This is a genomic window from Cognatundibacterium rugosum (assembly GCF_014284365.1).
GTDB classification, from domain to species: domain Bacteria; phylum Pseudomonadota; class Gammaproteobacteria; order Burkholderiales; family Burkholderiaceae_D; genus Undibacterium; species Undibacterium rugosum.
On sequence record NZ_JACOGG010000035.1, the window covers coordinates 1 to 14780 of the forward strand.

The 14780-nt window shown below is 51.3% G+C and carries 15 protein-coding genes and 1 pseudogene; 5 read left to right on the forward strand and 11 right to left on the reverse strand.

Annotated elements, in window-relative coordinates:
• Positions 1-92: IS3 family transposase (locus tag H8K47_RS17585; protein WP_186881635.1), on the forward strand; the 92-nt coding region annotated here is incomplete at its 5' end.
• Between the two features lie 82 nt (positions 93-174).
• On the opposite strand, the gene H8K47_RS17590 is transcribed toward H8K47_RS17585, so the two are convergent.
• From H8K47_RS17590 to H8K47_RS17600, 3 genes are all read right to left on the reverse strand, one after another.
• Positions 175-792, reverse strand: coding sequence for a response regulator (locus tag H8K47_RS17590; RefSeq protein ID WP_186882661.1), 618 nt, complete (start codon positions 790-792; stop codon positions 175-177).
• Positions 792-2150, reverse strand: coding sequence for a cache domain-containing protein (locus tag H8K47_RS17595; RefSeq protein WP_186882662.1), 1359 nt, complete (start codon positions 2148-2150; stop codon positions 792-794). The genes H8K47_RS17590 and H8K47_RS17595 overlap by 1 nt, the downstream gene beginning before the upstream one ends.
• A gap of 109 nt (positions 2151-2259) precedes the next feature.
• On the reverse strand, positions 2260-2463 hold the full coding sequence (locus H8K47_RS17600) for a cold-shock protein (RefSeq protein WP_162021162.1): 204 nt from the start codon (positions 2461-2463) through the stop codon (positions 2260-2262).
• A gap of 395 nt (positions 2464-2858) precedes the next feature.
• Between H8K47_RS17600 and clpS the strand changes: the two genes are divergently transcribed.
• The 3 genes from clpS (at position 2859) to H8K47_RS17615 (ending at position 5822) form a co-directional block, all read left to right on the forward strand.
• Positions 2859-3167, forward strand: a complete 309-nt coding sequence (gene clpS / locus H8K47_RS17605; protein WP_186882663.1) for an ATP-dependent Clp protease adapter ClpS — start codon at positions 2859-2861, stop codon at positions 3165-3167.
• A complete protein-coding gene (gene clpA / locus H8K47_RS17610; protein ID WP_186882664.1) occupies positions 3164-5464 on the forward strand; it encodes an ATP-dependent Clp protease ATP-binding subunit ClpA in 2301 nt (766 codons plus the stop codon). The genes clpS and clpA overlap by 4 nt, the downstream gene beginning before the upstream one ends.
• A gap of 79 nt (positions 5465-5543) precedes the next feature.
• Entirely contained in the window at positions 5544-5822 is a 279-nt protein-coding gene (locus H8K47_RS17615; protein ID WP_186882665.1) for a hypothetical protein, read from the forward strand.
• 115 nt (positions 5823-5937) lie between these two features.
• On the opposite strand, the gene dut is transcribed toward H8K47_RS17615, so the two are convergent.
• The 7 genes from dut to H8K47_RS17650 all read right to left on the reverse strand — a co-directional run bounded on the left by dut (position 5938) and on the right by H8K47_RS17650 (position 13948).
• Positions 5938-6387, reverse strand: a complete 450-nt coding sequence (dut, locus tag H8K47_RS17620; protein WP_186882666.1) for a dUTP diphosphatase — start codon at positions 6385-6387, stop codon at positions 5938-5940.
• 71 nt (positions 6388-6458) lie between these two features.
• The gene (gene coaBC / locus H8K47_RS17625; protein WP_186882667.1) at positions 6459-7661 is read right to left on the reverse strand and encodes a bifunctional phosphopantothenoylcysteine decarboxylase/phosphopantothenate--cysteine ligase CoaBC; all 1203 of its coding nucleotides are present in this window, start codon (positions 7659-7661) and stop codon (positions 6459-6461) included.
• Between the two features lie 9 nt (positions 7662-7670).
• Positions 7671-8189: a signal peptidase II gene (gene lspA / locus H8K47_RS17630; RefSeq protein ID WP_186882668.1), complete on the reverse strand. Its 519-nt coding sequence runs from the start codon at positions 8187-8189 to the stop codon at positions 7671-7673.
• A gap of 134 nt (positions 8190-8323) precedes the next feature.
• On the reverse strand, positions 8324-11188 hold the full coding sequence (gene ileS / locus H8K47_RS17635) for an isoleucine--tRNA ligase (protein WP_186882669.1): 2865 nt from the start codon (positions 11186-11188) through the stop codon (positions 8324-8326).
• 131 nt (positions 11189-11319) lie between these two features.
• Positions 11320-12300: a bifunctional riboflavin kinase/FAD synthetase gene (locus tag H8K47_RS17640; RefSeq protein ID WP_186882670.1), complete on the reverse strand. Its 981-nt coding sequence runs from the start codon at positions 12298-12300 to the stop codon at positions 11320-11322.
• Between the two features lie 164 nt (positions 12301-12464).
• A complete protein-coding gene (locus H8K47_RS17645; RefSeq protein WP_186882671.1) occupies positions 12465-12680 on the reverse strand; it encodes a hypothetical protein in 216 nt (71 codons plus the stop codon).
• Positions 12681-12781: 101 nt separating this feature from the next.
• Positions 12782-13948, reverse strand: a complete 1167-nt coding sequence (locus H8K47_RS17650; protein ID WP_186882672.1) for a methyltransferase — start codon at positions 13946-13948, stop codon at positions 12782-12784.
• Between the two features lie 234 nt (positions 13949-14182).
• Here H8K47_RS17650 and H8K47_RS17655 point away from each other — a divergent pair, with 234 nt between their 5' ends.
• Positions 14183-14653: a hypothetical protein gene (locus H8K47_RS17655; RefSeq protein WP_186882673.1), complete on the forward strand. Its 471-nt coding sequence runs from the start codon at positions 14183-14185 to the stop codon at positions 14651-14653.
• Between the two features lie 14 nt (positions 14654-14667).
• On the opposite strand, the pseudogene H8K47_RS17660 reads toward H8K47_RS17655, so the two are convergent.
• Positions 14668-14780: pseudogene (locus H8K47_RS17660) on the reverse strand (IS5/IS1182 family transposase); the annotation flags it as partial.

Sequence of the window (14780 nt, forward strand, 5' to 3'; positions counted from 1 at the left end):
ACTACATCCACTACTATAATCATGACCGTATAAAACTGAAATTAAAAGGGCTGAGTCCTGTTCAATACAGGAATCAGCCCTTGGCCACGTAACTATCAAGCTGTCCAACTAAATGGGGTCACTTCACTTGTTGCTGGTTTTTTATTGTGAACGCACAGAGTGCAGCAGCGATCTCTAATCTGTCTGGCTCAGTGCATAACGGATCAGATCAGCCTGACCTTCGATATTCAGTTTGCGTTTGATATTGAGCCTGTGGGTTTCTACGGTACGCACGCTGAGCCCCAGGTCCTGTGCGATATGCTTGTTGGATTTGCCGGTTGCAATGCTTTTGAGCACGCAGAGTTCGCGTTGAGTCAGTACCTGATTCGCGCCGTTTTCATCTGACTTACGCAGACCAGCGCTGAAATAGGTACCGCCGGCAGTCACACTTTCTATGGCGTTGATGATGTCTTCGGCTGGTGCATCTTTTAACACATAGGCCTTCGCGCCTGCTTGTATGGATTGCGTCACGTATTCGGCCTTATCGTGCATAGACAGCATGATAATTGAGATATGCGGGTATTCCTGAGTAAAACGGGAAGTCAGGCTGATGCCATTGGCCGTGCCCAGATTAATGTCCATCAGCACCAGATCGGTTTTGGCTCTGCCCGCAATCGCCAGCGCATCCTGGGCATTCGCAGCCTCGCCGACTATGTAGAAATGGGAAACCGTCTCCAGTCTCGCTCTCAGGCCATCCCTGACTAGCGGATGATCATCCACGAGTAATAAATTGATGGTTGCTCTAGGATGCATTAAAGGTCTCCGTTCGGTATCTGAGCAATGACGCGTGTTCCCGTTGTATCTGACTCGATGCTGAGCTGACCACCAACCGTTGCCAGGCGCTCGCGCATATTGCTGATACCTATGCCGCGCTTGGGATGGTTGGTGATGCCTTGCAGATCAAATCCGTTGCCATTATCGGCAATTTTAAGCCTTACATAATGTTTGTCAGCTGTCAATTCCATTTCAACTGAATTAACTTTTTGTGCGTGTTTGTGTATGTTAGTCAGTGCTTCCTGTGCAACCCGGAACAGACTGGTATTGCTGATCTCCGATAAGTTCTGCATGTCACCGCTGAAGTGGCATTGCACGGGTAAGCCTGTCGCATTTTCAAATTCTTCACACAGGTGTTCAAATGCTGCAATGAGTCCCAGGTCATCGAGTAAAGCCGGTCGCAGGTCATGGGAGATGCGCCTGACCTCACCCAATGCTTCGTTAAGCTGGCTGACTGCCCGTTCGAGTGAGACTTCTGCGGTCTGGCCTGTACTGGTGCCAGCCTTGATTTTGGCGATACCTGACTCGACCTGTAATTTAGTCGACACCAGCAGTTGACTCAAGCCATCATGCAGATCGCGTGACAAACGCGCACGTTCGTCTTCCTGGGAACGTACTACGCTGTGAGTCAGCACTTTCAGTTTGGCCTCTGCCACTCTGGACTCATTGATGTTAATAGCAAGGCCGAACAAGGTAGCCAGTATCGAAAAAAACAGTGCGATCGCCGCAATTGCAAGCAAGGTGGTATGTATGTTTTTTTCAACCTGTACATCGATTTTATGCAGCGCTTCTTCTACATCGTCAAGGTAGATGCCTGTGCCCAGCATCCAGCCCCATTTTTCCAGCGGGATGACATAACCTAGTTTTGGCACCATCTGATCGGTCGATGGTTTTTTCCACAAGTAGCGCACCGGTCCTCCACCTTGCCTGGCTGCGCTAATCAAATTACGTATGGTGTAATTGCCATCAGAATCTGCCAAATCCCAAAGATTCCGCCCAACCAGTTCAGGCTGTCTTGGGTGCATCAGATTCTGGCCTTGCATATCATAAATGTAAAAATAACCATCTTTGCCGAACTCCAATGCTTTCAGGATGCGCTTGGCATCGTCCTGAGCCTGGGGGGCATTGCTGTCGTAGAGCTGGCCTATCGCCGCTTTACCCAAATTGACATAGTGGTTCAGCTCGGCTTCTTTGCTGTGCAGATACGCTTGTTCGACAGTGAGTCTTTGCTGTTTTGCTAATGCGGTCGCATGATACAGCACAGTGACAGCCATCCCTGCGAGTGATAGTAGCAATGGAATGACGGCCAGCAGTATGAATTTGTGCCTGAGCTTCATTGTTCAGTGTCAGTGACTCTCGATAAATACGGATTGCAGACAGTTTTTTGTAGTCTGGCATAAAAAAAACCCCGCAGAGCGGGGTTTTTTAAAAAATCTTAATCAGAGATTAAGGATTTTGAATGTTAGAAGCTTGCTTGCCTTTAGGGCCTTGCGTGACTTCGAACGTTACTTTTTGACCTTCTTTCAGTGTCTTGAAGCCGTTCATTTGGATTGCGGAAAAGTGGGCGAACAAATCCTCACCACCGTCGTCCGGAGTGATAAAGCCGAAGCCTTTGGAATCATTGAACCACTTGACGGTACCTGTTGCCATAATGCATCTTTCAAATAGAAACTAATCACACGAGCCGTAAAAGCAAGAAACCTGACGGAATGTCAGCCCTCCCTAAACTTGCCCACTTCATGTTGACTAAATAGAACTAATGTTGCCAACAATTGTCATTCTTGGCGGAAAAAAAACTAAAGTCAAGAAACTTTTAAGGAGGATGTTGTATTGTTGTATTTTTAATTTAATTTGTCTGTAAAACGCTTATTTGACTGTGGGTTTTTGTCGAAAAAACATTCGCATCGCCGAGCTTGATCTCTGGGAATTGATCACCATCTGTGAAAAGCACAGAAAGCAGGTAACATTTGATCAGCGTTGAAATAAGCGCGATATACTCGTTTATTATTTGCATCGAGATTGAATCAACGTACTAGAATAGACGTATGGGAAATAAGCATGGTAACAGTACGATATTGGAGCGGCAGGCGCAACAGCTCAAGCCGCCCTCTATGTACCAAGTGATTTTGTTGAATGACGACTACACTCCTATGGAGTTCGTCGTGGCTATCGTTCAGGAATACTTTAATAAAGACCGGGAAACTGCGATGCAGATCATGCTCAAAGTCCACCGAGATGGAAAAGGGATTTGTGGCGTTTATTCTAAGGATATTGCGCTGACCAAGGTGGAACTCGTTTTGACGCACGCTCGTAAGGCAGGGCATCCCCTGCAATGTGTGATGGAGGAAGTATGATTGCGCAAGAATTAGAAGTCAGTTTGCATATGGCCTTTGTCGAGGCGCGGCAGGCACGGTATGAGTTCATCACGGTCGAGCATTTGTTGCTGGCCCTGCTGGATAACCCGTCAGCTGCGGATGTCATGCGTGCCTGCGCCGTGAATATCGACGATTTGCGCAAAACGCTGACCAATTTCATCACTGATAATACGCCGACAGTACCGGGTAGTAATGAGGTTGATACCCAGCCTACACTGGGTTTTCAGCGCGTGATACAACGCGCCATTATGCATGTCCAATCCTCATCGAATGGTAAGAAGGAAGTGAATGGCGCCAATGTATTGGTTGCAATTTTCGGTGAAAAAGACTCGCATGCTGTGTATTACCTGCACCAGCAAGGGGTGACACGACTGGACGTCGTTAACTTTATTTCGCATGGCGTACGTAAAGACAGTCCGGCGGAACCGCAAAAATCCCATGAGGGTGGCGAAGAAGGCCAGACCGACGCGCAGGCGAAGGAAAATCCGCTGGATCAGTTCACACAGAATCTGAATCGTCATGCGGCCGAAGGCAAAATCGATCCTTTGATAGGCCGTGACAGTGAAGTGGAGCGTGTGATCCAGATACTGTGCCGTCGCCGTAAGAACAATCCCTTGCTGGTGGGTGAAGCAGGCGTGGGTAAGACTGCAATTGCTGAAGGCCTGGCTTTGCGCATCACGCAAAGCGATGTGCCGGAAATCTTGCAGAACGCTGTCGTTTATTCGCTCGACATGGGGGCTTTGTTGGCTGGTACTAAGTATCGTGGCGACTTTGAGTTACGCCTGAAAGGTGTGCTCAAGCAGTTAAAAGAAACACCGAACGGCATACTGTTCATCGACGAAATCCACACGATTATTGGTGCTGGCTCTGCTTCCGGAGGGACGCTTGACGCGTCTAACTTGCTCAAGCCAGCCTTGTCCAGTGGTCAGCTCAAGTGTATCGGTGCGACCACTTACACCGAGTATCGTGGCGTGTTTGAAAAAGACCATGCCTTGTCACGTCGCTTCCAGAAAATTGATGTGAATGAGCCGACGGTAGAGCAAACAGTACAGATTCTGCGTGGACTGAAATCTAAGTTTGAAGAGCATCACAATGTCAAATACTCTGCCTCCGCACTGACTACCGCTGCTGAATTGTCGGCACGCTTTATCAATGACCGTCATCTGCCGGATAAGGCGATCGATGTGATTGACGAGGCAGGTGCAGCACAGCGAGTGTTGCCTAAGTCTAAGCAGAAAAAGACCATAGGCAAGGCAGATATTGAAGACATCATTGCAAAAATAGCACGTATTCCGCCGCAGACTGTGAACCAGGACGATAGGGCCAAGTTGCAGACCATAGACCGCGATTTGAAAAACGTGGTGTTTGGTCAGGATCCGGCGATTGAGGCGCTGGCGTCCAGTATTAAAATGGCACGTGCTGGCTTGGGTAAAACAGACAAACCGATTGGTGCTTTCCTGTTCTCCGGTCCTACCGGCGTGGGTAAAACTGAGGTTGCCAAACAACTTGCGTTTACACTGGGTATAGAGCTGATACGCTTCGATATGTCCGAATACATGGAGCGCCATGCGGTCAGTCGTCTGATTGGTGCTCCACCGGGCTACGTGGGATTTGATCAGGGCGGATTGCTGACGGAAGCGATTACCAAAAAGCCGCATGCTGTGCTGCTGCTGGATGAGATAGAAAAAGCGCATCCCGATGTGTTTAACATCCTGTTGCAGGTCATGGATCATGGCACGCTGACCGATAATAATGGCCGCAAAGCTGACTTCCGCAATGTGATCATCATCATGACCACCAATGCCGGTGCTGAAAGTCTGCAGAAGCGTTCTATCGGCTTTAACGACAGTCGTGAAGCGGGTGATGAGATGGCGGATATCAAGCGTATGTTCACGCCTGAATTCCGTAACCGTCTGGATTCCATCATCAGTTTCCGTGCTCTGGATGAAGAAATTATTCTGCGTGTGGTAGATAAATTCCTCATGCAGCTGGAAGAGCAATTACACGAGAAAAAAGTGGAAGCCAGCTTTACCGATGGCTTGCGCAAGTTCCTGGGCAAAAAAGGCTTTGATCCGCTGATGGGCGCACGTCCTATGGCGCGCCTGATTCAGGACATGATACGTAAAGCCCTTGCGGACGAATTACTGTTTGGCCGCTTGGTCAGTGGTGGCCGGGTCGTGGTCGATCTGGATGAGAAGGATCAGATTAAGTTGGAATTCTCAGAGGGTGATGCGACGCCACCGGAAGCTTCGCAGGAAGCAGTCGAGGTTGAATAATTGTTTTTGTTCTTGTTTTGGCAAGGATTGGCACTAGACTGCAAAGTCTGGGTAAAGAAAAAAGGAAATGGAGCGGACGATGGGCATACCGAAACCACCACTTTATGTGTTGGAATACACGACAAAAACAATCGAATCCGTGCTGTCAGCGGCTGCTTTGGATGGTAATAATGTCGAAGTCGATGTGTATGACCGGCGCGATGTGAGTAAAAAGCATGTTGCCACAGGGCGCAGGGTGAAAGGTGAAGATGACAGTTTTCTGGTCAGCGTGGATACTGGCAATGGTATCCATGAAGATGAGTGGAACTACACCATCCTGCGTGAGTCTGCGGGCAGAAGCAAAAAAATAAAGAGGTAAGAAAAAAGCCAGATTGAGTCTGGCTTTTTTACTCAGGTGTTTTGTTCACCGGGAATTGCAATACATGGCGCTGTGATTTGAATCGGTCGCCCGCAAATCCAGCGGGCCTTGGCGTTTAATGCTTGCCAGTGCTGCCGAAGCCGCCTTCGCCCCGTTCGCTGTCGCCGAATTCTTCCACGATTTCAAAACCTACCTGCACCACCGGTACGATGATCAGTTGTGCCAGACGCTCCATAGGATTCAGTGTGAATGCGCTTTGCCCGCGATTCCAGGTAGAGACCATTAATTGTCCTTGATAATCGGAATCAATCAGACCCACCAGATTGCCCAGTACGATACCGTGCTTATGTCCCATCCCGCTGCGCGGCAAGATCATCGCTGCATAGCCAGGATCGGCGATGTGGATGGCTAAGCCGGTAGGGATTAACACGGTTTCACCTGCTTGTATGGTCAGTGGTGCGTCAATACAGGCGCGCAGGTCGAGGCCGGCGCTGCCAGGCGTGCCGTAGCTTGGTAAATGATCCTTCATGCGGGCATCGAGGATTTTCAGGGCAACATTTTTCATCGTAAGGTATCTTGCTTATTTCTGAGTGAATGAACAGAGACGGTACCGGATAGGCCAGTACCGCCGTAACATCAGGCATGCAGGCGTTTTGCCAGTTCCTGTATCAGCGCAATGGCCAAGGTTTGTTTGTCGGCGCGGGGTAGCTGGGTCGCGCCTTGGGCGTCGAACAGAACCAGCTCATTGTCGTCCTGACCGAAAGTCTGGTGTCCAATATTCCCGACCAGTAGTGGAATATTTTTTCTGACCCGCTTAGCCGCGGCATATTCCAGTAAGTTCTCGGATTCTGCTGCAAAACCGACGCAGTAAGGCGCATCCGGCAGGGCGGCAACGCTGGCGAGAATATCGGGATTCTGTGCAAATTGCAGCACCGGTGTATCGTGCTCGCCAGTTTTTTTGAGCTTTTGCGTACTCGCATTGGCGACCCGCCAGTCAGCCACTGCGGCGACCGCGATAAAGGCTTGCTGGGTTTGCTGTTTCAGTGCTGCCATCACCGCATCATGCATTTGCTGTGCAGTTTGTACCTGCACCCGTTTCACGCCGTAAGGTGTGGCCAGCGCAGTTGGGCCGGAAATCAGGGTGACCTGCGCACCAGCTTCCCAGGCTGCCTGTGCGATGGCATAGCCCATTTTTCCAGAAGACAGATTAGTGATGCCGCGTACCGGATCGATGGGCTCAAATGTAGGCCCGGCGGTGATCAGCAGATGCTGACCAAGCAGGGATTTAGTCTGGAAGGACGCAATAATTTCGCTCAGTAACTGATCCGGCTCCAGCATACGACCCATGCCGGTCTCGCCGCAGGCCTGTTCACCTGCCGCAGGCCCCATGAGGTGTATGCCATCGGCGCGGCACAGTGCGACGTTTCTTTGGGTTGCAGGGTTTTGCCACATTTCCACATTCATCGCCGGTGCCACCAGCAGCGGAATATGGGCTGGGCGTGCTATGCATAAAGTGGATAGCAGATCGTCGCAGGCGCCATGAGCGAGTTTGAACAGAAAATCGGTACTGCAAGGCGCAATCACGATCGCGTCTGCATCGCGGGTCAGATCAATATGCGGCATATTATTGCCTATGCGCGCATCCCATTGATCGGTGAAAACGGTATTGCCAGACAAGGCCTGCATCGTCACTGGCGTGATGAACTGGCACGCTGCCTGCGTCATCACGACTTGCACCTGAGCCCCCGCTTTGCCGAGTGCTCGGGTCAGCTCAGCCACTTTGTAGCAGGCGATACCACCGGTCAGCCCGAGTACGATTTTTTTACCAGCCAGACGCATAGCAACTCCTTATTTTTTTACCCGGCGCAATTCGTCCAGAATAAATAAAGCCGCACCCAGACAAATCGCACTGTCGGCCAGATTGAAGGCCGGGAAATGGTAGGTTTCCAGATAATGGAAATCCAGGAAATCAATCACATGACCATACAGCAGACGATCAATCACATTACCCAGCGCACCGCCCATGATCAGCGCAAGCGCCCAGCAAAACAATTTTTGGGCCGAATGCTGACGCATTAAATAAATGATGTAAGCCGAAGCAATCAGACCCAGCGCTGTGAAGAAATAGCGTTGCCAGCCGGATTCCTGTGCCAGGAAGCTGAAAGCCGCACCCTTGTTATACACCAGTGTCAGATTGAAGAAAGAAGTTACTGCCAGTGTTTCTGCATAAGCGAACAGTCTGGTGATCGTGATCTTGCTGACCTGATCGAGCAGAATGACGATGGTCGCCAGCCCCAGCCAAGGGATCAGGCTAGCGCCTGAGCCGGAGTTGCGCACTACAGGTTTAGGAGATTTTTTACTTGCCATGAAAGATGGAGTCCATTCACTGTTAACGGGTCAGGGGAAGACTGAACGTGTGCTGAAAACGAGGTTCAACGCAGCGCATGCGGCTGAGTGTCGCCTGTGCGACGACGCTCAGCCTGGTCTGTACTTTGCGCGTTTTAGGCAAAGCGGCGTGATTCGCCATGGCCAAACAAATTGCTGTGGCAACGTCCGCACAGACCAGGATGCTCAGCATGCGATCCTACATCAGCACGATAATGCCAGCAGCGTTCGCATTTTTCGTACTTCGATGGCGTGACCACGACGGCTTCTTCCGCTTCGCTGGCGACTTGTTCTACGCTGGCTGCAGAGGTAATCAGGGTAAATTTCAAATCATCTGCAAAGCTGTTCAGCACGGCAAACTTATCACCGCTGGCTTTGATCACAACCTCAGCCTGCAATGAAGAACCGATACCACCGGCGACCCGGACTTCTTCCAGCTGCTTAGTCACATCGGCACGTACCGCGCGCAGGCTGGCGAAGCGAGCCTGCAATTCTTCTGCGCCCGCTACTGCTGGCAACTGATAGTAAGTCTGGGTAAAGATAGTTTCGCTACTATCCTGATAGGCCTCTGCGGTCGCAAAGAACTGCCAGGCTTCTTCGGCTGTGAACGACAAGGTCGGCGCCATCAGGCGCAGCAGCGCCTGGGTGATATGCCAGATAGCCGTTTGCGCAGAGCGGCGTGCCGCTGAGTTGACACCGCTGGTGTACAAGCGGTCTTTCAGAATATCCAGGTAGAAGCCACCCAGGTCCTCAGAGCAGTAAGACTGCAGCTTGGCGATCACAGGATGGAATTCAAAACGCTCATAATGCGCCAGGATGTCTTGCTGCAGACGCGCCATATCAGCGATCGCGTAGCGGTCTATATCCAGCATCGCATCGACCGGTATGGCATCTTTGCTGAAGTCAAAATCAGACGTGTTCGCAAGCAGGAAGCGCAGGGTGTTACGGATACGGCGATAGGCCTCAGTCACCCGTTTCAGGATTTCATCGGAGATCGACAATTCGCCGGAATAATCCGTTGATGCCACCCACAGACGCAGGATGTCTGCACCCAGCGTATCGGAGATTTTTTGCGGCGCCACCACATTGCCCTTGGACTTGGACATTTTTTTACCTTCGCCATCCACCACAAAACCATGCGTGAGCAAGGCCTTGTAAGGTGCGTGGCCATCCAGCATAGAGGCGGTCAGCAGGGAAGAGTGGAACCAGCCGCGATGCTGGTCTGAGCCTTCCAGATACAAATCAGCCGGATAAGCAGATTGCGCCTTGTGTGAGCCGCGCAATACCGTGAAATGTGTCGTGCCGGAATCGAACCACACGTCCAGCGTATCGCGGTTTTTCACATACATCTCTGCTTCATCGCCCAGCAGATCAGCGGCTTCTATATGCTGCCAGGCTTCGATGCCTTCTTTTGCAACGCGTTGCGCGATCTGTTCCAATAATTCCGGGGTGCGTGGATGCAGTTGGCCTGTTTCTTTGTGCAGGAAGAATGCCATCGGCACGCCCCACTGACGCTGACGCGACAGAGTCCAGTCCGGACGGTTCGCGATCATGCCATGCAGGCGCGCTTTACCCCAGCTTGGGAAGAATGCTGTTTCATCGATGGCCTTGAGCGCAGTTTCACGCAATGAAGCGCCACCGTCTTTCGGCGTGTTATCCATACTCGCGAACCATTGCGAGGTGGCGCGATAGATGATCGGTGTTTTATGACGCCAGCAGTGCATATAGCTGTGGTCAAACATTTTCAGCGAGAACAGCGCACCGGCTTCGCGCAATTTATCGCAGATCGGTTTGGAGGCTTCCCAAATAGTCATGCCAGCAAAGAACGGCAGACTGGACGCGTAGCGGCCATCACCCATCACAGGTGCGATGATCTCGTCATCTTTCATGCCATGCGCTTTGCAGGACTGGAAGTCTTCGATACCGTAAGCGGGTGCCGAGTGCACTACACCGGTACCGCTGTCCAGCGTCACGTAATCGCCCAGATAGACTGGCGAATAACGGTCATAGCCTTCATGTAGCGAGGACAGCGGATGTTTGAAGCGGATTTCTGCCAAATCAGCACCGCTACAGGTCGCAATGACTTTGCCTTCGAGTTCATATTTAGCGAGGCTGGATTCCACCAGTTCCTGCGCCAGGATCAGCAACAGCGGCGCGCCCTCACGTACCGTTTCCACCAGCGCGTAGCTGATGTCCGGGTGCATGTTCAAGGCCTGATTGGAGGGGATGGTCCACGGTGTGGTGGTCCAGATCACGCAGTAACCCTGGCCGTGCGGCAGATTGTCCAGCTTAAAGGCTTGCGCCAGCTTGTCATGCTCTGCAAACGGGAAGCCGACGTCGATAGACGGATCACGTTTGTTTTCATATTCAACTTCGGCTTCGGCCAGCGCAGAGCCGCAGTCGAAACACCAGTTCACCGGTTTCAGGCCGCGATAAACATAGCCTTTATCGAGCAACTGACCCAGCGCACGGATTTCATCCGCTTCATTGCTGAAGTTCATGGTCTTGTAAGGATTGTCCCATTCACCCAGCACGCCCAGGCGGATGAAGTCGGCCTTCTGACGGGCGATCTGTTCTTCGGCATAAGCGCGTGCTTTGGACTGTACTTCATTCACCGGCAGATTTTTGCCATGCAGTTTTTCGATCTGGATTTCGATAGGCATGCCATGACAATCCCAGCCCGGCACATAGGGTGCATCAAAGCCAGCCATACTGCGCGCTTTGATGATCATGTCCTTGAGGATTTTATTCACAGCATGGCCGATGTGGATGTCGCCATTTGCATATGGCGGACCATCATGCAGAATGAATTTAGGACGTCCGGCTGATGCGGCACGCATACGTTCATAGATTTTTTTATCCTGCCATTCCTTGACCCATTTGGGTTCGCGTTTGGCCAGATCGCCACGCATAGGGAAAGGCGTTTCAGTCATATTGACCGGATATTTATTAGCAGCTTTTGCTGGTTTCTGATCGGACATGGTGGTTTTCTTTGTATGTTTTAATTTGGTCTAAGCATCTGCCGTTAAATCCAGGGTGTAGATTCAGCGCAGCTGATGTCACAGTGGTTTGTTGTACGCCTGGCGAAAGGGGCACTGAGTCAGGCAGAGCTTCAAATTCGGTCGGTCGCACTGCTGGCCGGAATGCGTGATGCTGCATCAAAATAGGCACGTGCCTGTTCCGCATCACGGTTGATCGCAGCGGTCAGTGTCGCGAGATCATGGTACTTTTCTTCGTCGCGCAGCTTTTTCAGGAATTCGATTTGCACGATTTTGCCATAGGCATGACCGGTATAATCAAAGACATGGGTCTCGAGCAAGACCCGGCCGCTGTCATCAACGGTTGGGCGTACGCCCAGACTTGCTACACCCGGTAAAGGCTGCTCTGCCAGGCCATGTACTTTGACGATAAATATGCCGGTCGTGGCAGGGCGGTGATGTGCAACGCGCAGGTTCAGGGTAGGGAACCCGATCGTGCGTCCCAGTTTCTGACCATGGATCACATGGCCGGAAATCCGGTAAGGATGGCCCAGTAATTCGCTGGCTTCCGTGAAATCGCCCTGTGCCAGCGCTTTGCGCACGGCCGAGGACGAAATTCTGACGCCCTTATTCTGTACTGCAGGCAGGGTCTGGACTTCGAAGCCATAGCGTTTGCCTGCTTCTTCCAGTGTGGCGATATTACCGGCCCGGCGCGCGCCGAAACAGAAATCCTCGCCCACCATGAGCCATTTCACATGCAGACCGTCTACCAGGACCTTGAGGATAAAATCTTCTGGCGACAAGGAGGCGAACAGGGTATTGAAGTGCTCAACAATCACGCGGTCTACGCCAGCTTGTTCCAGCGAGCTCATATTGTCACGCAGGTTGGCGATGCGGGTTGGTGCCTTAGACAAATCACCGGCCAGGCGGGCGAAGAAGGCGCGTGGATGCGGCTCAAAGGTCATCACCGCAGATTCCAGCCCCAGACGGTCGGCTGCCTGCCGTAAATGGGCGAGCAAAGTCTGATGGCCGCGATGCACGCCATCGAAATTGCCTATTGCCAGTGCGCAAGGCGCACGGGAGGCTGCATTGGGAAGTCCGCGAAATACCTTCATTGTTTCCAGAAAAACTGCTGCAAAGCGGTAGATTATAAATGCTTTCCCCAAACTTTCCTGTTCCGGGGTGCTGAAATTGCGCTAAATGCCTGCAAACCAGCTCAATTGGAGCTGTTTTTAGTGCGCTGCGTGCTCAGGGGCTGCGGCACACTGAGAATGGCGCATTAGTGGTGATGCGACCAGGTGACCGCATCGGAACTCAGATAGGACGCCACCGCTTCTTTGTTGCCTGTTGCATGTTTCATCACTGTGCCGCAGGTGCAGATGCCCTGGTAAGGGGAGATGTGCGCGCAGGCTGAGACTTTTTGCAGGAAGACCTGCACAGATTTACCACAGCTTTTGCATTTAAAGGTCAGTATACGGGCGGGTTTGTTGAGCATGGTGAATTCAATCGTGTTGGTGATCAATATTAAATCGGGATCAGTTTAGCCAGGCTGGCAGCAAGCGGGGCACTGCTGCACAGCTGAACAGCTTGTGTGGCTTACTGCAAAGTCAGTCGCCACAGCGACGTGACTTCTTTGGCGCGCGCGGCATGCAAGGGATCGCTGAGGTCGACGGATTTTCCATGGCGCGGCTTGATATCCATTTTACCGGCGACTTTCAGTCCGGCCGCTTCTATCCAGCCCCAGAACTCATCTGGCTTACGCAAGCCCAGATGTTCCGCCAGGTCGGACATAATCAGCCATGCCTCTCCCTGTGCGGTCAGATGGGCCGCTACACCAGCCAGAAAACCACGCAGCATGCGGCTGTCAGGGTCGTACACGGCGTATTCTATGGCGGAGCTGGGTTTGGCCGGTAGCCAGGGTGGATTACAGACAATGAGTCCGGCTTTACCGGGCGGGAATAAATCGGTTTGCAGCAATTCTACTTGTGCTGCCAATCCCAGATTGTGCAAATTCTCGGCTGCACAAGCCAGTGCGCGCGGGTCCTGATCGGTGGCGATGATTTTTTGTACGCCGCGTTTCGCCAGTACCGCTGATAACACGCCGCTGCCGACACCGATATCAAATGCCAGATCCATTACTGGCAGACGCGCTTTGGCGACTAAGTCCACATACTCGCCGCGTATCGGTGAAAACACGCCATAGTAGGGATGTATCTTGCCACCCAGCGTAGGAATGTCCACGCCATTCTTGCGCCATTCAAACGCACCTATGATGCCCAGCAATTCACGCAGCGATAATGCAAACGTGCTGCCAGTCGTTGCGCCAGCCTGCTCCAGCGCCAGTCGTACATCCGGCGCGCGTCGTAAAGGGACGCTCAGCTCTGCCGTGACCGGTACCAGTACCATGCCGAGGATACGTGCGCGCTGCGCCTGCGCCTGGCGATGCTGATGAAAGCTCAGGGTGATATCGGCGGTCGTGGTGGTCGTGGTCGTGGCGGCAGTTTTTGTATTTTTGCGTACAGCTTTGCGCTCCATACGCCGCCCCAGTGCCTGTAGCATTTGCCTGGCCTGGTGGTAATCACCCTGCCACAACAAGGCCGTGCCCTCGCAGGCCAGACGGTAGGCAGTATCGGCCGACATGCGGTCGTCCGCCAGTACAACTTTCTTTGGTGCCGGGCTGCCATTTTCTGAGCGCCACAGGCAAGACTGAGGCTGGCCCTCAAATTCCCAGTGTAGTTGGGAGGCGGGTGGTGCAGACGTCATAACTTATTCCATAAATACCGCAGACAGCGGTGAGGGCGTAGTGTAGCAAAGTTAAGCAAACTTCTTTTTGATGAAAAATTAAGTTAAGAAATTAAATTAGTAAGAATTGTTTTAAAAATAATATTTATTCGATTACTATAGATGTGGTTTTTCTGGCTGCACTACTGCATCTTTAGCTTATTGAAATGATTGTGTGGTGTCCCTTTGTGATCAATTTAGAGTCTATTGTTTAATATGAAATTACTGTTCTCGATTTTTGTTATTTGTTTTTTAGTTGGGTGCTCTCCAAGTGAGGCTGAGTTGGAGGAGGCGAAAATTTCTGAACTGAAAGAATTCGTATCTTCATCACTAAAGGGCCCTAAATCTAGCCAATTCAGAAATGTACGACTCAATAGAGGAGTTTTATGCGGAGAGATGAATGCGAAAAATGGATTTGGGGCTTATGTCGGGTTTAAGAAGTTTTTTGCAGTAGGGGAGCGATTTGCCTATGTCGATGGACTGGGCTTGGTTGCAGGCAATGCACCTGCAAGTGATATAAATGATGCAATCAAATCTTTAGATCGAGAGAATAAGATCTTAGACAAATCTTATTTAAGAATTAAAAGCGGAGAAAAGCCATTTTCAAAAGAGGAAACAGACGAGTTAATAGCTATAGAAGTTTTTAATGAAAATTGGACTAAATATTGTGCTGTTGCGTCTCGATAGGCTAGGGCGTGTCCTCATTTCAATTTAACCCAGATGAGAGTGCAGGCAATAAAAAGCATCGCCTTGAAATTCCGCGCCAGTTTCTCAAAGCGGGTCGCAATGCTGCGGAAATGCTTCAGTCTGGCAA